Raw genomic sequence first — 24859 nt, forward strand, 5'->3', positions numbered from 1 at the left:
CATGGAGATGGCACACGTCTGGCAGGGAGTCCTGCGTGAGTACGCCGATCGACTCGGAGTCGCCGAGACCTCGACGGTCGTGACGCTCGGCGAGGGCGGTACACCGCTCATTCCGGCGGCGGCGCTGTCGCAGCAGACCGGCGCGAACGTCTTCATCAAGTTCGAGGGCATGAACCCGACGGGCTCCTTCAAAGACCGCGGCATGACGGTGGCCCTCTCTCGCGCCGTCGAGCACGGCGCGAAGGCCGTCATCTGCGCGTCGACCGGCAACACCTCGGCATCCGCTGCCGCCTACGCGGCGCACGCGGGCATCACGGCAGCGGTGCTCGTGCCGGAGGGCAAGATCGCGATGGGCAAGCTCAGCCAGGCGGTCGTCCACGGCGGCCGGCTGATCCAGGTGCGCGGCAACTTCGACGACTGCCTGGAGATCGCGCGAGAGCTGGCGGACAACTACCCCGTCCACCTCGTCAACTCGGTCAACCCCGACCGCATCGAGGGGCAGAAGACGGCCGCCTACGAGGTCGTCTCTCAGCTCGGCGACGCGCCCGACTTCCACCTCATCCCGGTGGGCAACGCCGGCAACTACACGGCGTACTCGCGCGGATACCGCGAAGAGGCCGCACGCGGCGTCGCGACCAAGGTGCCGCGGATGTTCGGCTTCCAGGCAGACGGTTCGGCGCCGCTCGTGCGCGGCGAGGTCGTCCGCAACCCCGAGACGATCGCCTCGGCCATCCGTATCGGCAACCCGGCGTCGTGGGAACTCGCCCTCGAAGCCCGCGACGCGACGCAGGGCTGGTTCGGCGCGATCGACGACGCGCGCATCCTCGCGGCCCAGAAGCTGCTCGCCAGCACGGCCGGCGTCTTCGTGGAGCCGGCGTCGGCCATCGGTGTTGCGGGCCTGCTCGACCGTGCCGCCGCGGGCGTCATCCCCGCGGGCGCCACGGTCGTCATCACGGTCACCGGACACGGTCTGAAGGACCCCCAGTGGGCCCTGCGCAACGCCGATGGCACCGAGGTCGAGCCCACGGTGGTCGATGCGACCACCAGTGAGGTCGCGTCCGTCCTCGACCTGGCATGACCACCCTCGCTTCCGTGGAACGCTCCGTCGCGGTCCGTGTACCCGCCACGAGTGCCAACCTCGGTCCCGGGTTCGACACTCTGGGCCTCGCTCTGAGCTCGTATGACGAACTCACCGTCACCGCTCTGCCGGAGCGTGGACTGGAGATTCTCGTGTCGGGCGAGGGGGCGGCCGATGTCCCGACCGATGCTTCGCACCTGGTCGTGCGCTCGATGGCCTACGCCTTCGAGGCGGTCGGGCGCGAGATGCCCGGCATCCGTCTGGAGGCGCACAACACGATTCCACACGGGCGGGGCATGGGATCGTCGGGTGCCGCCGTCGTCGCGGGTCTGCTCGCGGCGAAGGGCCTGCTCGCCGGCGAGGTCGAGATCGGCCCCGATGCGCTGCTGCGCCTCGCGACCGAGCTCGAAGGACATCCCGACAACGTCGCTCCCGCGCTGTTCGGCGGACTGACGATCGCGTGGATGGACGAGAACGGTCCGCAACACAAGAAGCTCCTCGTGCACCGCGGCGTCTCGCCGCTCGTGTTCGTTCCCGATTTCACGATGTCGACCGCCGTCGCCCGAGGTCTCGCACCTCTTCAGGTGCCTCGTGAGGATGCCGTGTTCAACGTCTCTCGCTCTGCGCTGCTGATCGCAGCCCTCACGCAGAGCCCGGAGCTGCTGATGGCCGCCACCGAGGACAAGCTGCACCAGTCGTACCGCGCGCAGGCGATGCCGGCGACCGATCAGCTCGTCCGCGCGCTGCGGGCACGCGGCTTCGCCGCCGTCGTCTCCGGCGCAGGGCCCAGCGTGCTCGTGCTCGCGGACGGCCCGGGTCAGCGTCTGGAGGCGGCGGAGGTCGCGGCATCCGTGACGGACACCCCGTGGGAGCCGCGCATGCTCGCCGTCGACGTCAAGGGTGGTACAGTGAGGAACCATACGGAGGGTGCCACGGCGTGACCGTGAATCTGGCCTCCGTCGCAATTCTGCGAACCACCGCATAACCCTCACGTTGCACCATCGCGCGTCTGAGCTAAGACGTGCATGCGCGCACGAGAGCGGTAGCGCCTGTCGTGGACGGCGCGATGCGGACGGTATCCGTCCACATGCCTACGAAGGAGAACTCGTGGAGTCCCTCTCCGAGATCCAGACTGAGAACACCGAGAACGTCGAGGGCGCGCAGTCCGCCGGCGCCGAGGAGACCACCGCCGACGAGACCACCGCTGCCGCAGAGGAGTCGGCTGCCGAGGCCGTCCAGACCGAGGCGCCCGACGTGGAGGTGCCTTCGGATGCCGAGGCACCCGCCGCGGCGGAGCCCGAGGCCGCGGCGGAGCCTGAGGCCGCGGCGGAGCCTGCGGCGGTCGAGCCGGCTGCCGCGGAGGTCGAGCCCACCGCCGAGCCCACCGCCGCTGAGGCCGAGCCCGTCGCTGCGGAGGCACCGGCTGTCGCCGAGGAGAAGCCCGCGAAGGCTCCCCGCAAGCGTGCGCCGCGCCGCGCGAAGAGCACCGATGTCCCGCCGGCCGAGCCGGCCGCGGACGAGGCTGCTGCCGACGTGACCGAGGGCTCGACCGCAGAACCCGTCGCCGCGACGCCGACGACCGCCGACGAGGCTCCCGCCGCCGAGACCGCGCCCGAGAGCGCCGAGAGCGACACGGGCGCCGCCGTGGCGGAGACCGCAGACACCGCCGAGACGGCCGAAACCGAGGGTGCAGCCGCCGACGCGACGGCCACCGCGGAGGGCGCGTCGGAGACCGAAACCCCCAGCCGCAGCCGCTCGCGCAGCCGCAGCCGCAGCCGCAACCGTGGGCAGCGCGGTGAGAACGCCCAGGGCGCGCAGAACGCTCAGGGCAATGCGTCGCCCGCCGCCGCCTCCGACGAGAGCGCCGACAGCGACGACGAGCAGTCCCCGGGCCGCGGTCGCCAGCGCAACAAGCGTCGGGGCCCGGCGCAGAACGGCGACGAGTTCGAGACCGAGATCGGCGAGGACGACGTCCTCATCCCGATCGCCGGCATCCTCGACGTCCTCGACAATTACGCCTTCGTGCGCACGACCGGCTACCTGCCGGGTGCGAGCGACGTCTACGTCTCGCTCGGCCAGGTCAAGAAGTACAACCTGCGCAAGGGCGACGCCGTCGTCGGCGCCATCAAGCAGCCGCGCGAAGGCGAGCAGTCCAGCCGCCAGAAGTACAACGCGCTCGTGAAGGTCGACGCCATCAACGGGCTGTCGGTCGACGACGCCGCCGAGCGTGTCGAGTTCGGCAAGCTCACGCCGCTGTACCCGCAGGAGCGCCTGCGCCTGGAGACGGCGCCCGAGAAGCTCACGCAGCGCATCATCGACCTGGTCGCCCCCATCGGCAAGGGCCAGCGCGGCCTGATCGTCGCGCCCCCCAAGGCCGGCAAGACGATCGTGCTGCAGCAGATCGCGAACGCGATCGCGACGAACAACCCCGAGGTCCACCTCATGGTCGTGCTCGTGGACGAGCGTCCCGAAGAGGTCACCGACATGCAGCGGACGGTCAAGGGCGAAGTCATCGCCTCGACCTTCGACCGTCCCGCCGAAGATCACACCACGGTCGCTGAGCTGGCCATCGAGCGCGCGAAGCGACTCGTCGAGCTCGGTCGCGACGTCGTCGTGCTGCTCGACTCGATCACGCGACTGGGGCGCGCGTACAACATCTCCGCGCCCACCAGCGGTCGCGTGCTCAGCGGCGGCGTGGACGCGTCGGCGCTCTACCCGCCCAAGCGGTTCTTCGGCGCGGCCCGCAACATCGAGAACGGCGGGTCGCTGACCATTCTCGCCACCGCGCTCGTGGAGACCGGCTCCAAGATGGACGAGGTCATCTTCGAGGAGTTCAAGGGCACCGGCAACAGCGAGCTGCGCCTGTCGCGCCAGCTGGCCGACAAGCGGATCTTCCCGGCCGTCGACGTCAACGCATCCTCGACCCGCCGCGAAGAGATGCTGCTGAACCCGGACGAGGTCAAGATCACCTGGAAGCTGCGTCGCGCCCTCGCCGGCCTCGACCCGCAGCAGGCCCTCGAGGTGGTGCTCGGCAAGCTCAAGGAGACGAGCTCCAACGTCGAGTTCCTCTACCAGATGCAGAACGTGCAGATGAAGTCGGTGTCCACGGCCGGCGGCGGCCACAGCCACGGGCACGAGAACAGCATCCGCTGAGCGGGCTCGCCGTGTTCGAGTCCGTCCAGGCGCTGATCGACGAGCACCGCGCGGTTCAGGAGGAGCTCTCCGACCCCGCTGTGCACGCCGATGCTGCGCGCGCCAAGCGCGTCAATCGTCGCTACGCCGAGCTGTCCCGGATCGTCGCTGCCCACGATGCGTGGCGAGCGGCGGACGACGACCTCGCGGCGGCGCGTGAGCTCGCCCGTGAGGACGACGCCTTCGCCGAGGAGGTTCCGGCGCTCGAAGAGCGGGTCGCTGCAGCGCAGGAGAAACTGCGGCGCCTGCTCATCCCGCGCGATCCGGACGATGCGCGCGATGTCATCCTCGAGGTCAAGGCGGGGGAGGGCGGAGCCGAGTCGGCGCTGTTCGCGGCCGATCTGCTGCGGATGTATCTGCAGTACGCGGCATCCATGGGCTGGAAGACCGAGCTGCTGGAGCGCAACGAGTCCGACCTCGGGGGCTACAAAGACGTCCAGGTCGCGATCAAGGGTTCCTCCAGCGACCCGGCGCAGGGTGTCTGGGCGCACTTGAAGTACGAGGGAGGGGTGCACCGCGTGCAGCGTGTGCCCGCCACCGAGTCGCAGGGCCGGATCCACACCTCGACGACGGGCGTGCTCGTCTTTCCCGAGGTCGATGAGCCCGAAGAGGTGCAGATCGATCCCAACGACCTGAAGATCGACGTGTTCCGCTCCTCCGGTCCCGGCGGCCAGTCGGTCAATACGACCGACTCCGCGGTGCGCATCACCCACCTGCCCACCGGCATCGTCGTGTCGATGCAGAACGAGAAGAGCCAGCTGCAGAACCGCGAGGCCGGCATGCGCGTGCTCCGCGCCCGCCTGCTCGCCAAGCAGCAGGAGGAGCGGGATGCCGCGGCATCCGATGCCCGTCGTTCGCAGATCCGGGGGATGGACCGTTCGGAGCGCATCCGCACGTACAACTTCCCCGAGAACCGCATCGCGGACCACCGCACGGGCTACAAGGCCTACAACCTCGATCAGGTGATGGACGGGGCGCTCGGCCCGCTCATCGAGTCGGCGATCGCCGCCGACGAAGAGGCGCGACTCGCGGCGCTGGGCGCCGACTGACCCCCGCGGACGGATCGAGGCTCCGAGGGGCGCTACGCTCGCGTCATGATCACGTTCCTGCTGCGAGCCGTCGTCTTTCTCGCCTCCGCTGCGGTCGGCCTCATCGTCGCCGACATCGTGCTGCCGGGCTTCAGCATCGATTGGCGCAGCCCGGTGGGGTTCATTCTCGCAATCGTCATCTTCGCCGTGCTGCAGAGCGTCCTCGCGCCGTGGTTGGCCCGGGTGGCGCAGCGAAACGCTCCCGCCTTCCTCGGCGGCATCGGGATCGTCTCGACCTTCGTCGCGCTGGTGGTCACAGCGCTCATCCCGGGCGCCGGACTCACCATCGGCCTCCCGTGGTGGACCTGGATCGTCGCGCCGATGATCGTCTGGGTCGTCACCGCGATCGCGGCGTTCCTGCTGCCGGCCGTGCTGCTGAAGAAGAAGGTCCAGGACCGACGCGAGAGCTGAGGCGCCGGGTCCGGCGGTGGTGGCGGCGCGGTGGTCCTCGTCCCACTTTCGGTGACCGTTGTCCCCTTTGCTGCGGCGAGTGTCCCGGAAGGTGCTGTTGTGGCGGCGTGTCGCCAGCGTTTTGTGGGACATGGACGGCGGGCCGGCGTCCGCCACCACCGGCATCCGCACCGTCACCGTTACTCGGCACCCCACGCCGCCACCCGTAGCAGCGGCCATCACCCGCATCGCCACCCGGCGCGCGTCTCAGATGAAGTACTCGGGCGTCGTCAGCAGCGCGCGCGTCTCTTCCCCCGCGCGGCGGGAGCGAGCCGTGGCGGGGACGCCGACCAGCACGGAATCCGCGGGAGCATCGCGAGTGACGACGGCATTGGCGCCGACGACCGAGCCGGCGCCGATCGTGATCGGGCCGAGGATCTTCGCTCCCGCGCCGACCGCGACGCCGTCACCGAGGGTGGGGTGCCGCTTACCGGCGTCGCGTGTACGTCCGCCCAGCGTCACGCCGTGGTAGAGCATCACGTCGTCGCCGATCTCGGCGGTCTCACCGATCACCACGCCCATGCCGTGATCGATGAAGAAGCGGCGGCCGATCGTCGCGCCGGGGTGGATCTCCACGCCCGTCACCCACCGCGCCGCCTGGGAGAGAGCCCGCGCGGCAAAGCGCCACCCGCGACGCCACAGCGCGTGCGCGACGCGGTAGATCCAGATGGCGTGCAGACCGGAGTACAGAACCGCGATCTCCGCTGCGCCGCGGGCTGCGGGGTCTCTCAGCTTCGCGGCCGCGATGTCTTCACGGACGCGTGCGAAGGCCCCGAGCCGCGGCGCAGCGGTATCGGTAGAGGTGCCACTCACGCGGGGGATCAGTCCTCGCGCAGGTGCTCGTAGAGCGCGGTGGAGAGGTAGCGCTCGCCGAAGGAGGGGATGATCACGACGATGTTCTTGCCCTCGGCCTCCGGACGCGCGGCGATCTGCAGGGCTGCCCAGATGGCGGCGCCCGACGAGATGCCGACCAGGATCCCCTCGGTGGTCGCCACCTCTCGTGCCACGCGGATGGCGTCGTCGAACTCGACATCCACGACCTCGTCGATCACGCCCTGGTCGAGGATCTCCGGAATGAAGTTGGGACCGATGCCCTGGATCTTGTGGGGTCCGGGGGTTCCCTTGGTCAACAGCGGGGAGTCGGCGGGCTCGACGGCGATGACCTTCGCCTCGGGCACGCGCTCCTTGAGGACCTGGCCGACACCCGTGATGGTTCCGCCGGTGCCGATGCCGGCGACGAAGTAGCCGATCTCCCCGTCGGTGTCGCGGAGGATCTCCTCCGCCGTCGTCTTGCGGTGGATGGCGGGGTTCGCCTCGTTCGCGAACTGCTTGGCCAGGACCGCGCCCGGTGTGGCGGCGGCGATCTCCTCGGCCTTCGCGACCGCGCCCTTCATCCCGAGTGCGGGCTCGGTGAGCACGAGCTCCGCCCCGTATGCCTTCAGGAGCATGCGGCGCTCGACCGACATCGATGCCGGCATCGTGAGGATGACCTTGTAGCCGCGTGCGGCGCCGACCATCGCCAGTGCGATGCCGGTGTTGCCGCTCGTGCCCTCGACGATCGTGCCGCCGGGCTGCAGTGCACCGGAGGCTTCGGCCGCATCGACGATGGCGATGCCCAGACGGTCCTTCACGGAGGACGCGGGGTTGTAGAACTCGAGCTTGGCGAGCACCGTGCCGGGCAGGCCCTCGCTGATGCGGTTCAGGCGCACCAGTGGGGTGTTGCCGAATGCGCTCGTGATGTCGGAGTGGATGCCGGACATGGCTTGCCTTTCGTGCGGGGCGGGTGTCGCCGGGTCGCGCGTTCGTGCGCGCCCTCGTCAGCGTGTCGAACCAGCCTAAGCGTCGCCTGTATTCCCGAGTCGAATGTGACGAATCTTCACGGTGGGTGCGGGGCTCCCGCGGCGGGTCCGAGCGCTCGCGGCTAGGGTGGAGAAGCTGATGACCTCTCCGCCTGTCTCCGGCCCGCCCGCCGATCTGTCCGCGCTGCTGCGCGCCGCATCGGCGACCCTCGCCGCCGCGGGCGTCCCCACGCCCGACGTCGATGCCGAGCTGCTCGCCGCCCATGTGCTCTCCCTTACGCGGGGTGAACTGCTCGCCGCCGCTCTGCGCGGCGATCGGGCGCCGGACGATACCGCGGCGTTCGACGAGCTCATCCGCCGCCGTGCGACGAGGGAGCCTCTCCAGCACCTCATCGGCGTCGCACCGTTCCGCCATCTGGAACTGCGCGTCGGGCCCGGGGTGTTCGTCCCGCGTCCCGAGACGGAGATGGTCGCCCAACTCGCGATCGACGCGTTGCGTGCCGTGCCGGATGCCGCGCCCATCGCCGTCGACCTCGGGACGGGATCCGGGGCGATCGCCCTGGCAATGGCGACCGAGGTTCCGCACGCGCGCGTGCACGCCGCAGAGAACGCCGTCGACGCGTATGTCTGGGCGAAGGAGAACTTCGCGGCCCACGCCCCCCAGGCGCGACTCGCGTTCATCGACCTCGCCGATGCCTTCCGCGAACTCGACGGCACGGTCGCGGTGCTGGTGTCCAATCCGCCCTACGTTCCCGATGCCGCCATCCCGCGTGACCCGGAGGTACGACACTGGGACCCTCCGAGCGCCCTCTACGGCGGAGCGGACGGCCTGGACGTCGTCCGAGTGCTCTCCGAGGTCGGTCTGCGCCTGCTGCGTTCCGGCGGAACGCTCGTGATCGAGCATGGCGAGTGGCAAGGAGCGCCCATCCGTGCTCTCCTGGATGCGGCCGGGTGGCGGGCCTGCGCCACACATCCCGACCTCACCCTCCGCGACCGCGCGACGACGGCCATCCGTCCCTGACCGCTCCCGTCGCTGAGCGCGTCGAGCCGCTCGAAACGTAGACTGGTGGGGATATGTCTGAGTTCTTCGACGCACGCGACGCCGAGCAGCTGCTTCCCGGGCTGCGCAAGGCGCGCCAGGCCATCGGTCGCGGCGAGCTCATCGTGATGCCGACCGACACGGTCTACGGCATCGCCGCAGACGCCTTCAGTGCGAGCGCGGTCGCCGCGCTCCTGGCCGCGAAGGGCCGCGGGAGGCAGTCGCCACCGCCGGTGCTCGTCGCCGGTCTGTCGACGATGCGCGCGCTCGTCGCGGAGGTCCCGGCCCCGGTCGAACGTCTCGTCGAGGAATTCTGGCCCGGCGGGCTGACGATCGTGCTGCCGTCGCAGCCCTCGCTGTCGTGGGATCTGGGAGACACGCACGGCACCGTCGCGGTGCGCATGCCCGCCGATCGCATCGCGCTCGAGCTGTTGGAGGACTGCGGGCCGCTCGCGGTCTCCAGCGCCAACCTCACGGGCAAGGCCGCGGCCGTCGACGCGCACAACGCCTACAACATGCTGCGTGACAGTGTCGCGGTGTATCTGGACGGCGGCCCCTCCACGCACGGCGTCGCTTCGACGATCGTGGACGCGACCGGACTGGTCGGCGCCGGCGATCGTCCCGTCCGGGTCCTGCGTGAGGGCGCCGTGTCGCGCGCGCGCCTGCGCGAAGTGCTCGGTGACCTGCTCGAACCCGATCCCGAACCGCTCGACGACGCCTCCGCGTCATGAGGTTCTATCTGCTCACCGTCCTGCTGACGGGCGCGGCGACGCTCGCCTTCACGTGGGCGGTGTGGCGGATCGGCATGCGCTTCAAGCTCTATCCCGAGATCCGCGAGCGCGACGTGCACACCACACCCAAGCCGCGCGTCGGCGGCGTCGCGATGTTCCTCGGCGTGCTCGTCGCCTTCGCGCTGTCGTCGCAGATCCCGTACTTCTCCATCTTCTGGGCCGATCCCGCCGTGATCTGGTCGCTGCTGGGCGCCTCCGCACTGATCGTCGTCGTGGGCGTCGCCGATGACCTCTTCGACCTGGACTGGATGATCAAGCTCGGGGCGCAGTTCCTGGCCGCCGGCATCGTCGTCGGCTTCGGCGGCATCCAGATCTTCTTCATCCCGTTCGGCCAGCAGTTCGTCGTGTCGAGCTTCGCCAGCTTCGCGATGTCGGTCGTGGCGATCGTCATCGTGATGAACGCGGTCAACTTCATCGACGGCCTCGACGGTCTCGTCGCCGGCGTCGCGCTCATCTCCAACGCCGTCTTCTTCGTCTACTCGTATCTCGTCGCCCGCGATACCGGCGCGTCGAGTTACTCGAGCCTGGCATCGTTCATCGCCGTCGCGCTGATCGGCGTGTGCATCGGGTTCCTTCCCCTCAACTGGAATCCGTCGAAGCTGTTCATGGGCGACTCCGGAGCGCTGCTGCTCGGCCTTCTCATGGCGTCGTCGGCGATCGTGTTCACGGGCAACCTGCCGCCGGCGCTGCTGGGCGACAACGACGTGTTCGGGCGTTCGCAGCTGCTCGGCGCGTTCATCCCGATCCTGCTGCCGGTCGTGGTGGTCCTCCTGCCGCTGCTCGACTTCGGGATGGCGATCGTGCGTCGCATGGCTCGCGGCAAGTCGCCGTTCTCGCCCGACCGCAAGCACCTGCACCACCGCATGCTCGATATGGGACACAGCGATCGTGATGCGGTGCTCATCTTCTACGCGTGGACCGCGGTCGTCTCGGTGGGCGTGCTGCTCATGTACATCGGCACGACCCAGGGGTGGCCGGGCGATTACACGGTCGGCGTGGTCTTCGTCCTCATCGGCGTCGCGGCCTGCCTCGTCGTCACCCTGCAGCCGTCCGTGCGTCCGCCCGCGTCACCGACCGGTGCCGCCACGTTGTCCGATCCGACCCCGAGGAATCCATGACCTCCCTCTCCAGCACCCCCGTCCTGCGCACCACACTGCTGTGGTCGGCCGCGGCCACGGCCGCGCTCGCGGTGGCCGGCGCGATCATCGGATTCGCCGTCGCCGGCGCCTCCGGGCTGTGGAGTGCGATCATCGCCATCGTCCTCGCCGCCGTGTTCCTCGGCTTCACCGCGGGGACCATACTGATCGCGAACCGGTGGTACGGCGACGCGCTCTACGTGCCGATCTTCTTCGGCGCCGTCATGGGCGGCTGGCTCCTGAAGTTCGTCGTCTTCCTGGTCGTGCTGTTCCTGCTGAGGGGACAGCCGTGGCTCAACCCCGGAGTCTTCTTCGTGGCGCTGGTGGTCAGTGTGGTCGCTTCCCTCGTCATCGACGCGGTCGTCATGACCCGGATGCGCATCCCTGCCGTCAGCGACGTGACGCTGCCCACCCTTGCGGATATCGCCGACGAGGCGCGTCAGCCGGCACCGCCGGAGGAGGGGGATGCCGCGAGCGGTACGTCGCACGCGGACGATAATGCCCCGCGGGGCTGATAGGCTGTCTCTGCGCCCGTTCGCGCTCCGCGAAACGCGTGCGCAGTGACGCTCACACCGACCATCGTCGCACCGGATCACTCCGGTGCCCCGAAGCTGGAGCCAGCGCTGTTTACCCAAGCTGCGACACTGATCGCCAAGACCGCCGAAGACGGCGGCTTCCACGGCCCGTCCATCGATGAGTTCTTCCCGGACGTCCTTTTCAGCGTCCTGGGTGTCCCGGTCACGCGGATCCACCTCATCCAGTTCATCGCGACGATCGGTCTCGTGCTCTTCCTGTGGCTCGGCACTCGCCGTATGCGCGTGGTTCCGGGTCGGTTCCAGAGCATCGCGGAGATGGGCCTCGACTTCGTGCGGGTCAACATCGCCGAAGACCTGCTGGGCAAGAAGGACGGCCAGCGGTTCCTGCCGATCCTGACGACCATGTTCTTCATGATCCTGTTCTTCAACATCACAGGAATCATCCCGTTCATGAACCTGGCGGGCACGAGCATCATCGCCGTCCCGCTCATGCTGGCGGTCATCAGCTACGTCACGTTCATCTACGCCGGGATCAAGAAGAGCCCGAAGAACTTCTTCAAGAACGCACTGTTCCCCTCGGGCGTGCCCCCGTTCCTGTACATCATCGTCACGCCGCTCGAGTTCCTCTCGACGTTCATCATCCGACCCGTCACCCTGACGCTGCGACTGCTGATGAACATGATCGTCGGACACCTGATGCTCGTCCTGTTCTTCTCAGCGACGCAGTTCTTCCTCATCACCCTCGGTGGCTGGTGGTCGGCTCTGGCGGCGGGTTCGCTCGCCTTCGGTCTCGCCTTCACGCTGTTCGAGATCCTGGTGGCCTTCCTCCAGGCGTACGTCTTCACCATCCTCACCGCGGTCTACATCCAGCTCGCGGTCGCAGAAGAGCACTGAGCGGGAGCGGCTTCCGCCTCTCCCACCCAACCCCGAAAGGAAACACCCCGTGGACGCAATTACGGTTCTCGCCGAGCTCAAGGGCAACGTCGCGACGATGGGCTACGGCCTCGCCGCCATCGGCCCCGCCATCGGCGTGGGCATCGTCGTCGGCAAGACGATCGAGGGCGTCGCCCGTCAGCCCGAGCTGGCCGGTCGCCTGCAGGTCCTGATGTGGATCGGTATCGCCTTCACCGAGGCGCTCGCCTTCATCGGCATCGCCGCCGGCTTCATCTTCGTCTGATCGCCCGCACCAGTTCTTAAGGAGACAGGATGCGCAATCTTGTCGCGTACGCCGCGGAAGAGTCGGGTCACAACCCGCTCATCCCCGCCTGGTACGACATCATCTGGTCGGGTGTCTGCTTCGTCGTCATCCTCATCGTTGTGTGGAAGGTCGCCCTCCCCAAGATGAAGGTGCTGCTGGATCAGCGCGCCGCCGCCATCGAAGGCAACATCGCGAAGGCCGACGAGGCCCAGCGAAAGGCCGAAGCCGCTCTTGAGGAGTACACGGCGCAGCTCGCCGAGGCTCGCAAGGAGGCCGGCGAGATCCGTGACGCCGCCCGCGAGGACGGCAAGAAGATCGTCGCCGAGGCCAAAGAGACGGCATCCGCCGAGGCCGCGCGCCTCACCGCCACCGCGCACACGCAGATCGAGGCGGAGCGCCAGTCGGCGCTCGTGTCGCTGCGCAGCGAGGTCGGCACCCTGGCGCTCGACCTGGCCGGCGGGGTCATCGGCGAGTCGCTGACCGACGACGCCAAGGCGAAGGGCGTCGTGGACCGCTTCCTCGCCGACCTCGAGAAGGCGAAGTAATGGGCAGCGCGACCACTCAGGCACTGGCGACGACCACGGCGGAGCTGACGACGGCGAACGTGGGGGACCTCGCGGTCGCTCGCGAGCTGTTCTCGGCCGCGCGCGAGATCGCCGACTCGGCGCAGCTGAGCGGCGCGCTCTCCTCGTGGGGTGCGCCCGCAGAGGCGCGGGCACAGGTCGCCAAGGTCGTCTTCGCCGGGTACAGCCCCGTCGCGGTCCAGCTGCTGACCTCGGCCGTCTCGCAGCGCTGGTCGTCCACGACGGATCTGATCTCCGGCATCGAGGAACTCGCGATCCGCGCCGCTGCGATCGGCTCACCCGCGACCGACGTCGAGGGCGAGCTGTTCCAGATCGCCCGCCTGGTTGCGGCGAACCCGGAGCTCGAGCTCGCGCTCGGCAGCCGCCTGGGCGATGCCGCTGCGAAGGGCGAGCTCATCGAGAAGCTCCTCGGCGGACGCGCGGGTGAGGCGACGGTGCTCATCGCGTCCCAGCTCGTGCAGCAGCCCCGGGAGCGCCGCGTGCGCTTCCTTCTGAACCGCGCGCTGCAGCTGGTCGCCGATCAGCGTGGCAAGAAGGTCGCGACCGTGCGGGTGGCGGGCCCGCTGGATGCCGCGCAGCAGGAGCGCCTCGCGGGCGCGCTCAGCACCCGATACGGCGCCGACGTCACGGTCAACGTGGTCGTCGATCCCGAGGTGCTCGGCGGTATGCGCGTGGAGATCGGTGACGACGTCATCGACGGCACCGTCTCCTCTCGAATCAACGACTTGCGCCAGCGCCTCGCTGGCTAGAACAGAAGGAACACCATGGCAGATCTGACCATCAGCCCCGACGTCATCCGTGACGCGCTGAAAGACTTCGTCGCCGCTTACGAGCCCACCGGCGCCGCCGCCACCGAGGTCGGCACGGTCGTCGACGCCGCCGACGGCATCGCTCACGTCGAGGGTCTTCCCGGCGTCATGGCCAATGAGCTCGTGCGATTCGAGAACGGCGTCGAGGGTCTGGCGCTGAACCTGGACGAGAACGAGATCGGTGTCGTCGTCCTCGGCGAGTTCTCCGGCATCGAGGCAGGCCAGAAGGTCACCCGCACCGGCGAGGTTCTCTCCGTCGCCGTCGGCGATGGCTACCTCGGGCGCGTCGTCGACCCGCTGGGCAACCCCATCGACGGCCTCGGCGAGATCGCGACCGAGGGCCGCCGTGCCCTCGAGCTGCAGGCCCCCGGCGTCATGCAGCGTAAGAGCGTGCACGAGCCCATGCAGACCGGCATCAAGGCCATCGACGCGATGATCCCCGTCGGACGTGGCCAGCGTCAGCTGATCATCGGCGACCGCCAGACCGGCAAGACCGCGATCGCGATCGACACGATCATCAACCAGAAGGCCAACTGGGAGTCGGGCGACGTCAACAAGCAGGTGCGCTGCATCTACGTCGCGATCGGTCAGAAGGGCTCGACGATCGCCTCCGTCAAGGGAGCGCTCGAGGATGCCGGCGCGATGGAGTACACGACGATCGTCGCGGCCCCGGCATCCGACCCGGCCGGCTTCAAGTACCTCGCCCCGTACACCGGCTCGGCCATCGGTCAGCACTGGATGTACGGCGGCAAGCACGTCCTGATCATCTTCGACGACCTGTCGAAGCAGGCCGAGGCCTACCGTGCCGTGTCGCTGCTGCTGCGCCGCCCGCCGGGCCGCGAGGCGTACCCCGGTGACGTCTTCTACCTCCACTCGCGTCTGCTGGAGCGTTGCGCCAAGCTGAGCGACGAGCTGGGCGCGGGATCGATGACGGGTCTGCCCATCATCGAGACCAAGGCCAACGACGTCTCGGCGTACATCCCGACCAACGTGATCTCCATCACGGACGGCCAGATCTTCCTGCAGTCCGACCTGTTCAACGCCAACCAGCGCCCCGCGGTCGACGTGGGTATCTCGGTCTCTCGCGTCGGCGGTGACGCCCAGGTCAAGTCGATCAAGAAGGTCTCCGGAACGCTCAAGCTCGAGCTGGCCCAGTACCGCTCGCTCGAGGCGTTCGCGATGTTCGCCTCCGACCTGGACGCGGCCTCGCGCCGCCAGCTCGAGCGTGGTGCCCGTCTGACCGAGCTGCTCAAGCAGCCCCAGTACGACCCGTACCCCGTCGAGGAGCAGGTCGTGTCGATCTGGGCCGGCACCAACGGCAAGCTCGACACGATCGCGGTCGAGGATGTGCTCCGTTTCGAGCGCGACCTTCTCGACTACCTCAAGCGCAACACGACCATCCTGGACACGCTGCGTGACACCAACGTGCTCGACGACGCCACCGTCGCAGAGCTCACCAAGGTCACCGACGAGTTCATCCTGGAGTTCCAGGGCGGCAAGGGCCAGGCGATCAACAAGCCGGGTCACGAAGAGGTCGCCGCCGCGCACGAGGAGGACGTGAACCAGGAGCAGATCGTCAAGGGTCGTCGCGGCTGAGGCCGGGCGCAATCTGAGACCGAGAACTCATGGGAGCACAACTCAGGGTCTACAAGCAGAAGATCGCTTCTGCTCAGACGACCAAGAAGATCACGAAGGCGATGGAGCTCATCGCGGCTTCGCGCATCCAGAAGGCGATGGCGCGCGTGCGCGCATCCTCGCCCTTCGCGCGGGCCGTGACGCGAGCCGTCTCCGCCGTGGCGACGCATTCGAACGTGCAGCACCCGCTGACGACCGAGCGCGAGACGATCCGCCGGTCGGCGGTCGTCATCTTCGCCTCGGACCGGGGCCTGGCGGGCGCGTTCAACTCGCAGATCCTGCGCGAGGGGCTGCAGCTCGGCGAGCTGCTGCGTTCGCAGGGCAAGGAGGTCGAGTACTTCCTCGTCGGGCGCAAGGCAGTGGGCTACTTCCAGTTCCGTCGGATGGCATCGGCAGGGGAGTGGGTGGGTGACACCGACACGCCGCACTTCAACACGGCGGAGCAGATCGCCGGCGCCCTTCTGGACGCCTACGACCGCGGTGGCCAGGAGCAGGGCGGCGTCGACGAGATCCACCTCGTGTTCAACCGCTTCGTCAGCATGATGACGCAGGAGCCGCAGACCGTGCGTCTGCTGCCCCTGGAAGTCGTCGAGGCCGACGAGGTCGTCGAGTCCGCCGGAGCGAGCAGTCAGGTCTATCCGCTGTACGAGTTCGAGCCCAGCCCCGAGGTCGTGCTCGATGCGCTGCTGCCGGTGTACGTGCAGAGCCGCGTGTTCAACGCGCTTCTGCAGTCGTCGGCCGCGAAGCACGCTGCGACCCAGAAGGCGATGAAGAGCGCCAGCGACAACGCCGACAAGCTCATCACCGACTACACCCGCCTGCGCAACAACGCGCGTCAGGCCGAGATCACTCAGCAGATCGCCGAGATCGTCGGCGGCGCCGACGCGCTGGCGTCCGGCAAGTAACGACCACACCGAAAGAGACAGACAATGACTGCCACCGCCACCGCCGATAAGGCCGAGACGACGGTCGTCGGGCGCGTTGCACGCGTCACCGGCCCGGTCGTCGACATCGAGTTCCCGCACGATGCGATCCCCGACATCTACAACGCGCTGAAGACGACCATCACGATCGGCGACGAGTCGACCGAGATCACGCTCGAGGTCGCACAGCACCTCGGCGACGACCTGGTGCGCGCCATCTCGCTCAAGCCCACCGACGGCATGGTCCGCGGTCAGGAAGTGCGCGACACCGGCGGCCCCATCACGGTTCCCGTCGGCGACGTCACCAAGGGCAAGGTCTTCAACGTCACCGGTGACGTGCTGAACGCCGCCCCCGGTGAGACCATCGAGGTCACCGAGCGCTGGGGCATCCACCGCCAGGCGCCGAACTTCGACCAGCTCGAGTCGAAGACCGAGATGTTCGAGACCGGCATCAAGTCCATCGACCTGCTCACCCCTTACGTCCAGGGCGGAAAGATCGGCCTGTTCGGCGGCGCCGGCGTCGGCAAGACCGTCCTGATCCAGGAGATGATCCAGCGCGTCGCTCAGGACCACGGCGGCGTGTCGGTGTTCGCCGGCGTCGGTGAGCGCACCCGTGAGGGCAACGACCTGATCGGCGAGATGGAGGAGGCGGGAGTCTTCGACAAGACGGCCCTCGTCTTCGGCCAGATGGACGAGCCGCCGGGGACGCGTCTGCGTGTCGCTCTGTCGGCCCTCACGATGGCGGAGTACTTCCGCGACGTGCAGAAGCAGGACGTGCTGCTGTTCATCGACAACATCTTCCGCTTCACCCAGGCCGGCTCGGAGGTCTCGACGCTGCTCGGCCGTATGCCGTCCGCCGTGGGCTACCAGCCCAACCTGGCCGATGAGATGGGTGTGCTCCAGGAGCGCATCACCTCGACCCGCGGTCACTCGATCACCTCGCTGCAGGCGATCTACGTCCCGGCCGACGACTACACCGACCCGGCCCCGGCGACGACGTTCGCCCACCTCGACGCGACGACCGAGCTTTCGCGCGAGATCGCGTCGAAGGGTCTGTACCCCGCCATCGACCCGCTGACGTCGACCAGCCGGATCCTCGACCCCCGTTACATCGGTGAGGACCACTACCGCGTGGCCACTGCGGTCAAGCAGATCCTCCAGAAGAACAAGGAACTGCAGGAGATCATCGCCATCCTGGGTGTCGACGAGCTCTCCGAAGAGGACAAGATCGTCGTGTCGCGCGCACGCCGCATTCAGCAGTTCCTCTCGCAGAACACCTACATGGCGAAGAAGTTCACCGGTGTGGAAGGCTCCACGGTTCCGATCAAGGAGACCATCGAGTCCTTCGACGCGATCGTGAAGGGCGACTTCGACCACGTCGCCGAGCAGGCGTTCTTCAACGTCGGCGGCATCTCCGACGTCGAGGAGAAGTGGGCGCAGATCCAGAAGGAGAACAGCTGACATGGCGCTGACCGTCACCCTCGTCTCCGCGGAGGAGGAGGTCTGGCACGGCGAGGCGAACCTCGTCGTGGCGAAGACCGTCGAGGGCGAGATCGGCTTCATGACCGGTCACGAGCCCGTCCTCGCGATCCTTGCCGAAGGCCAGGTGCGTATCACGCAGTCCGACGGTACAAAGGTCGTCGCCAGTGCGCAGGACGGCTTCCTTTCGATGGAAGGCAATGAGCTGACCATCGTGGCCGGACACGCCGCGCTCGAGTCCTGATCGCCCACGGAGAACTGTCCGTCACCACTCCCCGCTCGAGAGGCATCGCTCTCGAGCGGGGAGTGGTTTCTCGTTGTGCGCGAGGAGAGCACCCATGTTGATCCTGTTGCCGCCGTCGGAGACCAAGCGCCCGGGCGGTCGCCCGCGCGCTGTCGACATCGCCGGGTTTGCGCTTCCCGAGCTCCGCGCCGCACGCGAGTCAGCCGTGGACGCCCTTGTGGCATTGAGCGCCGACGAGGAGCGCGCTGCGCACGTGCTCAAGCTGTCGCGGCGCCAGCGCGAGGACATCACCCACAATGCGACGCTGCGCAGCGCACCGACGTTGCCGGCGGTCGACCGCTACACGGGGGTGCTCTTCGATGCGCTGGATGCTGCCACCCTGACCGCGGCGTCGCGGCGCTGGCTGGGCGCTCACGTGCTCATCCACTCCGCGCCGTTCGGACCGGTCGCCGCGCTCGATGCGATCCCGACCTACCGGCTCGCCGCCGGAACGGCGCTTCCCGGCATCCCGCCCCTGAGGCGTCACTGGGCGGGTGAGGTCACCGAGGCTCTGCGCACGGCCGCGCCGTCGTTCGTCCTGGATCTGCGCTCCGAGGCGTACGTCGCCCTCGGCCCCGTTCCGTCGGACGTGGCGTCCGCCTACGTGCGCGTGGTGACGATCGGCGAGGACGGCGCGACACGCGCACTCAACCACTTCAACAAGCACGGCAAGGGAGCCTTGGTCAGAAGGCTCGCGGAAACCCGCCCGCGCATCGCGACGCGCGAGGCGCTCCTGGCGTGGGCCGAGACGGCGGGCGTGACGCTGCAGGACGGCGCGCCGGGGGAGATCGATCTCGTCGTGTGATCAGTCGCGCGCGGTGTGGGCGGCGGTTCGTTCTGTGTTCTCGGCAATGGCCACGAGGGCGACCCCGGACTCGATGATGAAGCGCAGCACGACGACGGCGAGGAACGCGACGACGGGAACGACGATCAACGTCGACAGGATGAGCGCGATGCCACCGCCCAGGTTCCACCACAGCGAACCGATGCCGGAGATGAGACCCCACAGGAACGTCGCGATGAAGGCGATGCCGATCGCGACGAGGCCCACGAGATAGAAGACGCTTGCCAATCTGCGAGTGATGAACCGCGTGAACGACAGGTCGAACAGGGCGGAGAGGAAGCCGCGACCGATGTCGTCGAGGTCGCCGACCAGCCGTGGAACCCCCGTGTCGTCGACACCGGCGATGCCCGCCCCGGATGCCGTGTCGCGCGCCACCTCTTCCGCGGGACGCGGCGGCAGCGGCGGGAGAGAGGACTCGGTCATCGGCGTTCCTTCCGGCGCGGACGGCAGTGCGCCCAGGCTATCGGCTGCGTCGCGGACGGGTGGGGACACGCGCGCGAAAGAGACGTCGCGCCGGTGTGCTCGCTACCAATACGATGTGAGCCGGAGCCGGCCAGGGTGGTCGCGCTCGACGGCGAGAATCGCCGGGGGAGGTACTCATGGATGATTACTCGGGCGGGAGCGCTGCCGCCGCTGCAGCTGCCCTGATCGTGTTTGCGTTCTTCGTCTTCATCTTCGCGGTGATCGGCTATGTGATCAGTGCGTTCTTCCTGATGAAGATCTTCGACAAGGCGGGAGTCCAGGGCAAGTGGCGCGCCTGGGTGCCGATCTACAACTTCATGGTGTTCGCAAAGCTCGGCGATGTCAGCCCATGGGTCATGCTGGGCGCCGTTGTGGCGTCGGGCCTGCTGAGCCAGGTCCCCGTTCTCGGTTGGATCATCGCGCTGCTCCCGATCGTCGTGGGCGCCCTGGCCGCGTGGCGCGTGGGGCAGAAGCTTCAGAAGGAGACGCCCTGGGTCATCCTCTACGTCCTGCTCGGACTCGTGTGGCTCGGCATCCTCGCCTTCGACAAGTCGCGCTGGAACCCGAACGTGCCGCCCGCGCCGTGGGCGGCGAACGGCTTCCTCGCCGACCGCACCGTCTGGCAGGGCGTTCCCGTCCAGACGTCGGCGGCGCCCGCGGGCTACACCCCTCCTGCGGGTTACCAGCCGCCGGCGGGTTACCAGCCGCCGGCGCCTCCGGCCGGATATCAGCCGCCCGCGCCGCCGGCAGCCACCGCACCGCCTGCTGCTCCCGAGCCGCCGACCACGGAACCGCCGACCGCGGAGCCGCCGACCGCTCCGGAGCCGCCGCGCTCCTGATCGTCCTCACCGCTCAACCGCCCGGGTTCGCTGACAGCGCACCCGGGCGGTTGAGCGTGGCAGCCCGGCGGGCGTAGCGTCGATTCGCGCTTGTTGTGGCGGGCGCGGAAAGGCGGCGCCGTGCTCGGCAGGATCCTCGTGCGCTATCTCGCGCCCACGTGGCCGTTGCTCCTCCTGGTGGTGATTTTCCAGCTCGGCCAATCGGTCGCGTCGCTGCTGTTGCCCACGCTCAATGCCGACATCATCGACAACGGCGTGATCACGGGCGACATCGGCTACATCTGGCGGACCGGCGGCGTGATGCTCGGGATCAGCGTCGTCCAGATCGTCTGTTCGCTGGTCGCGGTGTACTTCGGTTCGCGGCTGGCGATGGGCCTCGGTCGTGCGGTGCGCGCCGATCTCTTCCGCCGCGTCGTCGCCTTCTCGCAGCGCGAGGTCGGGCAGTTCGGGGCGCCGTCGCTGATCACCCGCAACACGAACGACGTCCAGCAGGTGCAGATGCTCGTTCAGATGTCGGCGACCGTGATGGTCTCCGCGCCGATGCTCGCGATCGGAGGCATCGTGATGGCGGTGCGCCAGGACGCGGGATTGTCGTGGCTGGTGGCGGTGTCGGTGCCCGTGCTGCTGGTGATCGTGTCGCTGGTGGTCGTGCGGATGGTCCCCGCCTTCACCACCATGCAGGCGCGCATCGACCGGCTCAACCAGATCATGCGCGAGCAGCTCACCGGCATCCGCGTCGTCCGCGCCTTCGTCCGAGAGAACGAGGAACGGCACCGCTTCACGCGCGCCAGCGAGGACGTGATGGAAACCGCCCTTCGCGCCGGAAACCTCATGGCCGTGATGTTCCCGGCGGTCATGCTCGTCATGAACCTGTCCTCGGTGGCGATCATCTGGTTCGGGGCCGCCGAGGTGCAGAACAACGGCGTGCAGATCGGCACGCTGTTCGCGTTCCTGAGCTACATGATGCAGATCCTCATGGGTGTCATGATGGCGACGTTCATGTTCGTGATGATCCCGCGCGCGGCGGTGTGCGCCGATCGCATCGGAGCCGTGCTGGAGACGGAGCCGTCCGTGCACGCCCCCGAGGCGCCCGTGCGAGCCGCCGGGGCCGGGGGACGCGTCGTCTTCGACGACGTCGAGTTCACCTACCCCGGTGCCGAGTCGCCAGTGCTCCAGGGCATCGCCTTCGCCGCCGAACCCGGAACCACGACGGCGATCATCGGTTCGACCGGCGCAGGAAAGTCGACGCTCGTCGGCCTCATCGCTCGGCTCTTCGACGTCACGGGGGGAGCGGTCACCGTCGACGGTGTCGACGTCCGCGAGCTCGATCCCGACGACCTCTGGGCCCGCGTCGGTCTCGTCCCCCAGCGCGCATTCCTGTTCGCCGGCACCGTCGCGTCCAACCTCCGCTACGGCGACGCCGCCGCCAGCGACGCGCAGCTCTGGGCGGCGCTGGATCTTGCGCAGGCGAAGGACTTCGTCGCGGCCCTGCCGGGCGGACTGGACGCCCCGATAGCGCAGGGCGGCACCAACGTCTCGGGTGGCCAGCGCCAGCGCCTCGCGATCGCTCGGGCATTGGCGCGGCAGCCCGAGATCTACATCTTCGACGACTCGTTCTCCGCGCTCGACCTGCGGACCGACGCCGCCCTTCGTCGCGCGCTCGATGCGCATCTTCCCGAGGCGACGCGGATCGTCGTCGCGCAGCGGGTATCGACCATCCGCCACGCGGACCAGATCGTCGTGCTCGATCACGGCCGGATGGTCGGACGCGGCACGCACGACGAGCTGGTGGAGACCAACGAGACGTACCGCGAGATCGTCGAGTCGCAGCTCGCGGCGCAGGAGGCATGATGAGCGGTCCGGGACCTCGAGGACCGCGCGGCGGTCCGATGGCGGGCGGTGCGCCCGTCCAGAAGGCGCAGAACTTCGGTCCGAGTGCGCGGCGGCTGCTGGGCACGTTGCGTGTTGATCGTGCCAGCCTGGCACTGGTGTTCCTGCTCGGTGTGCTGTCAGTGGGTCTGTCGGTGCTCGGTCCGAAAATCCTCGGCGACGGCACCAACGTCGTGTTCGCGGGCTTCATCTCGATGCAGGTGCCGGCCGGGGCCACGAAACAGCAGGTCATCGATCAGCTGATCGCCAGCGGCAACCAGCAGCAGGCCGACATGCTCTCGGCGATGGACTTCACGCCCGGAGCGGGCATCGACATGTCGCGACTGGGGGCGATCCTCATCGCGGTGCTGGCGATCTACATCTTCGCCGCGCTGTTCAACTGGCTGCAGGCGCGCCTGCTCAACGGCATCGTGCAGCGCGCGATGCACCGGCTCCGTGTGCGCGTCGAAGAGAAGGTCCATCGTCTGCCACTCGCGTACTTCGATGGCGTGCAGCGCGGGGAGCTGCTCAGTCGCGTCACCAATGACGTCGACAACATCGGCCAGTCGATGCAACAGACGCTGTCGCAGGTGATCATGTCGCTGCTGACGGTGATCGGCGTGCTCGCGATGATGTTCATCATCTCCCCGCTTCTGGCGGTCATCGCGCTCGTGACCATTCCGTTGACGGTGATCGTGACGATGCTCGTCGCGCGCCGCTCGCAGAAGCTCTTCGTCGCCCAGTGGAAGGCGACCGGCATCCTGAACGCGCGTGTGGAAGAGACCTTCTCCGGCCATGCGATCGTGAAGGTGTTCGGCCACCAGCGGGCCGTCGAGCAGGACTTCGCCGCGGAGAACGACGAGGTCTATCGCGCGAGCTTCGGCGCGCAGTTCCTCTCCGGCGTGATCATGCCGGCCATGATGTTCATCGGCAACCTGGTCTACGTCGCCATCGCGGTGGCGGGCGGCCTGCAGGTCGCCGCCGGGGTGCTGTCGATCGGCGACGTGCAGGCCTTCATCCAGTACTCGCGACAGTTCACCCAGCCGCTCAGCCAACTGGGCTCGATGGCCAACCTGCTGCAGTCCGGCGTTGCCAGCGCCGAGCGCGTCTTCGAGCTTCTCGATGAACCCGAGCAGACGCCCGATCCCACCCCGGCGGACAGCGTTCCCGCCGACACCGCAGACCTGGCCTTCGAGGACGTCTCGTTCCGCTATGCATCTGACAAGCCCCTGATCGACGGGCTGTCGATGCACGCCCGCCCGGGCAGCACCGTCGCCATCGTCGGTCCGACGGGCGCCGGCAAGACGACGCTGGTGAACCTGATCATGCGCTTCTACGACGTGGATGCCGGTGTCATCGCCCTGGGCGGGCTGGACACTCGGCGGATGACCCGGGACGACCTGCGCGCACGCACGGGCATGGTGCTGCAAGACACCTGGCTGTTCTCCGGAACCATTCGCGAGAACATCGCCTACGGCAGACCCGACGCCTCCGAGGAGGACATCGTCGAGGCAGCGACGGCCGCGTACGTCGATCGTTTCGTGCACGCCCTGCCCGACGGCTACGACACCGTGCTCGACGACGAAGCGACGAATCTGTCGGTGGGGGAGCGGCAGCTGATCACGATCGCCCGCGCGTTCCTGGCGGATCCGAGGATCCTGATCCTCGATGAGGCGACGAGTTCGGTCGACACACGCACCGAGTTGCTCATCCAGCGCGCCATGTCGCGGCTGCGGGCCGACCGCACCGCGTTCGTCATCGCGCATCGCCTGTCGACGATTCGCGACGCCGACCTCATCCTCGTCATGGAGAACGGCACGATCGTCGAACAGGGCACCCACGAGCAGCTGCTCGCCGCCCACGGCGCGTACCGCCGCCTCTACGATGCCCAGTTCGAGGCTCCGGTCGACGACGAGGCCGACGCCGCCGCTTCGCAGCCTGTCGGCGGGGTGCAGCCCCGACCCGTCCACTAGAGTGGGACCGTGCCCGAAGCCGCGACTCACTCGCGCACCATCCCGCTCGCGGACGGTGCCGTCGACCTGCAGTGGGCGGAGCTGACCCATACGGGCCGTCGGCGAGAGATCAATCAGGATGCCGTCCTCGCTCGCTATCCGCTGTTCGTGGTCGCCGACGGGATGGGTGGCCACATCGGCGGTGAGATCGCCAGCAGCAGCACGATCGCACGCCTCGAATCGATGGTCGGCAAAGGCGAGGTCAGCCCGAAGAACATCGAGAAGGCGCTTTCCAAGGCCGTCGGCGACATCGCCTCGCACCCCGAAGCCACCGATGACGGCACGGGGACGACGGTGACCGGGGTCTACCTCGACACCTCCACCCCCGAGCCCACGTGGGTGACCCTCAACATCGGCGACTCGCGGGTCTATCTCTTCCGCGACGGCGGCCTCGCCCAGGTCACGACCGATCATTCCGTCGTCCAAGAGCTCATCGCCGCGGGGCGGCTCAGCCCTGAAGAGGCCGAGAACCACCCCTACGGAAACGTGATCACACGCGCCGTCGGTCCCTCCGACGGCGTCGCGCCCGACTACGTGCGACTCGAGGTCATCGACGGCGACCGCTTCGTGATCTGCAGCGACGGCCTCACCAAGGAGCTGACGGACTACGGCATCCTGCACTTCCTCCTGCAGCACGACGATCCGGCCGCCGCAGCGGCTGACATGCTCGACGCTGCGCTGGAGAACGGCGGTCGCGACAACATCACGATCATCGTCCTGAACGTGCACCGCACCGGTTCCTCCCCAGCGACGGACTGACGTCCTTCGCGCACCGGTCGCTCCGGTGCGCGTCGCCTCGTGGCGCCGGCGCGC

Annotated in this window: 25 protein-coding genes; 22 read left to right on the forward strand and 3 right to left on the reverse strand. The window is 68.4% G+C overall.

What is annotated here, in order from left to right; genetic code table 11:
• Window positions 1-7: 7 nt before the first annotated feature.
• The 5 genes from thrC (at window position 8) to CEP17_RS13935 (ending at window position 5769) form a co-directional block, all read left to right on the forward strand.
• On the forward strand, window positions 8-1078 hold the full coding sequence (gene thrC / locus CEP17_RS13915; RefSeq protein ID WP_112932985.1) for a threonine synthase: 1071 nt from the start codon (window positions 8-10) through the stop codon (window positions 1076-1078).
• Entirely contained in the window at window positions 1075-2019 is a 945-nt protein-coding gene (thrB, locus tag CEP17_RS13920) for a homoserine kinase (protein WP_036317966.1), read from the forward strand. The genes thrC and thrB overlap by 4 nt, the downstream gene beginning before the upstream one ends.
• A gap of 166 nt (window positions 2020-2185) precedes the next feature.
• The gene (rho, locus tag CEP17_RS13925) at window positions 2186-4231 is read left to right on the forward strand and encodes a transcription termination factor Rho (protein WP_204359836.1); all 2046 of its coding nucleotides are present in this window, start codon (window positions 2186-2188) and stop codon (window positions 4229-4231) included.
• 11 nt (window positions 4232-4242) lie between these two features.
• On the forward strand, window positions 4243-5319 hold the full coding sequence (prfA, locus tag CEP17_RS13930) for a peptide chain release factor 1 (protein ID WP_112932662.1): 1077 nt from the start codon (window positions 4243-4245) through the stop codon (window positions 5317-5319).
• A 45-nt stretch (window positions 5320-5364) separates the two neighbouring features.
• Entirely contained in the window at window positions 5365-5769 is a 405-nt protein-coding gene (locus CEP17_RS13935; RefSeq protein WP_036317974.1) for a phage holin family protein, read from the forward strand.
• Window positions 5770-6015: 246 nt separating this feature from the next.
• On the opposite strand, the gene epsC is transcribed toward CEP17_RS13935, so the two are convergent.
• Together epsC and cysK are read right to left on the reverse strand one after the other, a co-directional pair.
• The gene (gene epsC / locus CEP17_RS13940; protein WP_036285880.1) at window positions 6016-6621 is read right to left on the reverse strand and encodes a serine O-acetyltransferase EpsC; all 606 of its coding nucleotides are present in this window, start codon (window positions 6619-6621) and stop codon (window positions 6016-6018) included.
• Window positions 6622-6629: 8 nt separating this feature from the next.
• Window positions 6630-7568, reverse strand: a complete 939-nt coding sequence (cysK, locus tag CEP17_RS13945) for a cysteine synthase A (protein WP_036317977.1) — start codon at window positions 7566-7568, stop codon at window positions 6630-6632.
• Between the two features lie 178 nt (window positions 7569-7746).
• On the opposite strand from cysK, the gene prmC reads away from it, so the two are divergent.
• From prmC to yaaA, 13 genes are all read left to right on the forward strand, one after another.
• On the forward strand, window positions 7747-8628 hold the full coding sequence (prmC, locus tag CEP17_RS13950) for a peptide chain release factor N(5)-glutamine methyltransferase (RefSeq protein ID WP_112932663.1): 882 nt from the start codon (window positions 7747-7749) through the stop codon (window positions 8626-8628).
• A gap of 53 nt (window positions 8629-8681) precedes the next feature.
• Complete coding sequence (locus CEP17_RS13955) at window positions 8682-9377, forward strand: L-threonylcarbamoyladenylate synthase (RefSeq protein WP_112932664.1); 696 nt, start codon at window positions 8682-8684, stop codon at window positions 9375-9377.
• A complete protein-coding gene (locus CEP17_RS13960; protein WP_112932665.1) occupies window positions 9374-10555 on the forward strand; it encodes an MraY family glycosyltransferase in 1182 nt (393 codons plus the stop codon). Before CEP17_RS13955 ends, CEP17_RS13960 begins: the two co-directional genes overlap by 4 nt.
• Window positions 10552-11088 carry a hypothetical protein gene (locus tag CEP17_RS13965; protein ID WP_112932666.1) on the forward strand — a complete coding sequence of 179 codons (537 nt, stop codon included), beginning with the start codon at window positions 10552-10554 and terminating at the stop codon, window positions 11086-11088. The genes CEP17_RS13960 and CEP17_RS13965 overlap by 4 nt, the downstream gene beginning before the upstream one ends.
• Window positions 11089-11133: 45 nt before the next feature.
• On the forward strand, window positions 11134-12003 hold the full coding sequence (gene atpB, locus CEP17_RS13970; protein ID WP_112932667.1) for a F0F1 ATP synthase subunit A: 870 nt from the start codon (window positions 11134-11136) through the stop codon (window positions 12001-12003).
• A 49-nt stretch (window positions 12004-12052) separates the two neighbouring features.
• Window positions 12053-12286 (forward strand): ATP synthase F0 subunit C, encoded by a 234-nt coding sequence (gene atpE / locus CEP17_RS13975; RefSeq protein WP_005048632.1) that lies wholly within the window; start codon window positions 12053-12055, stop codon window positions 12284-12286.
• A gap of 29 nt (window positions 12287-12315) precedes the next feature.
• Window positions 12316-12852, forward strand: coding sequence for a F0F1 ATP synthase subunit B (locus CEP17_RS13980; protein ID WP_112932668.1), 537 nt, complete (start codon window positions 12316-12318; stop codon window positions 12850-12852).
• Window positions 12852-13640, forward strand: coding sequence for a F0F1 ATP synthase subunit delta (locus CEP17_RS13985; protein ID WP_036317401.1), 789 nt, complete (start codon window positions 12852-12854; stop codon window positions 13638-13640). The genes CEP17_RS13980 and CEP17_RS13985 overlap by 1 nt, the downstream gene beginning before the upstream one ends.
• 15 nt (window positions 13641-13655) lie before the next feature.
• Window positions 13656-15296 carry a F0F1 ATP synthase subunit alpha gene (gene atpA / locus CEP17_RS13990; RefSeq protein WP_039414518.1) on the forward strand — a complete coding sequence of 547 codons (1641 nt, stop codon included), beginning with the start codon at window positions 13656-13658 and terminating at the stop codon, window positions 15294-15296.
• Window positions 15297-15325: 29 nt separating this feature from the next.
• Window positions 15326-16240, forward strand: a complete 915-nt coding sequence (locus CEP17_RS13995; RefSeq protein WP_036317403.1) for a F0F1 ATP synthase subunit gamma — start codon at window positions 15326-15328, stop codon at window positions 16238-16240.
• A 24-nt stretch (window positions 16241-16264) separates the two neighbouring features.
• The gene (gene atpD, locus CEP17_RS14000; RefSeq protein WP_039414521.1) at window positions 16265-17719 is read left to right on the forward strand and encodes a F0F1 ATP synthase subunit beta; all 1455 of its coding nucleotides are present in this window, start codon (window positions 16265-16267) and stop codon (window positions 17717-17719) included.
• A gap of 1 nt (window position 17720) precedes the next feature.
• Window positions 17721-17981, forward strand: coding sequence for a F0F1 ATP synthase subunit epsilon (locus CEP17_RS14005; protein WP_039414524.1), 261 nt, complete (start codon window positions 17721-17723; stop codon window positions 17979-17981).
• A 94-nt stretch (window positions 17982-18075) separates the two neighbouring features.
• Complete coding sequence (yaaA, locus tag CEP17_RS14010) at window positions 18076-18825, forward strand: peroxide stress protein YaaA (RefSeq protein ID WP_112932669.1); 750 nt, start codon at window positions 18076-18078, stop codon at window positions 18823-18825.
• Here the strand turns inward: yaaA and CEP17_RS14015 are convergent, their stop codons facing one another.
• A complete protein-coding gene (locus CEP17_RS14015) occupies window positions 18826-19287 on the reverse strand; it encodes a DUF4282 domain-containing protein (protein WP_036316030.1) in 462 nt (153 codons plus the stop codon).
• 176 nt (window positions 19288-19463) lie between these two features.
• On the opposite strand from CEP17_RS14015, the gene CEP17_RS14020 reads away from it, so the two are divergent.
• The 4 genes from CEP17_RS14020 to CEP17_RS14035 all read left to right on the forward strand — a co-directional run bounded on the left by CEP17_RS14020 (window position 19464) and on the right by CEP17_RS14035 (window position 24805).
• A complete protein-coding gene (locus CEP17_RS14020) occupies window positions 19464-20165 on the forward strand; it encodes a DUF5684 domain-containing protein (protein WP_036316033.1) in 702 nt (233 codons plus the stop codon).
• A 120-nt stretch (window positions 20166-20285) separates the two neighbouring features.
• Window positions 20286-22016, forward strand: coding sequence for an ABC transporter ATP-binding protein (locus CEP17_RS14025; RefSeq protein WP_112932670.1), 1731 nt, complete (start codon window positions 20286-20288; stop codon window positions 22014-22016).
• Window positions 22016-24007 (forward strand): ABC transporter ATP-binding protein, encoded by a 1992-nt coding sequence (locus CEP17_RS14030; RefSeq protein WP_275427294.1) that lies wholly within the window; start codon window positions 22016-22018, stop codon window positions 24005-24007. The genes CEP17_RS14025 and CEP17_RS14030 overlap by 1 nt, the downstream gene beginning before the upstream one ends.
• A gap of 9 nt (window positions 24008-24016) precedes the next feature.
• Window positions 24017-24805, forward strand: a complete 789-nt coding sequence (locus tag CEP17_RS14035; RefSeq protein WP_039414538.1) for a protein phosphatase 2C domain-containing protein — start codon at window positions 24017-24019, stop codon at window positions 24803-24805.
• Window positions 24806-24859: the final 54 nt, after the last annotated feature.

It is taken from the genome of Microbacterium sp. PM5 (assembly GCF_003293595.1).
Classification (GTDB): Bacteria; Actinomycetota; Actinomycetes; order Actinomycetales; family Microbacteriaceae; genus Microbacterium.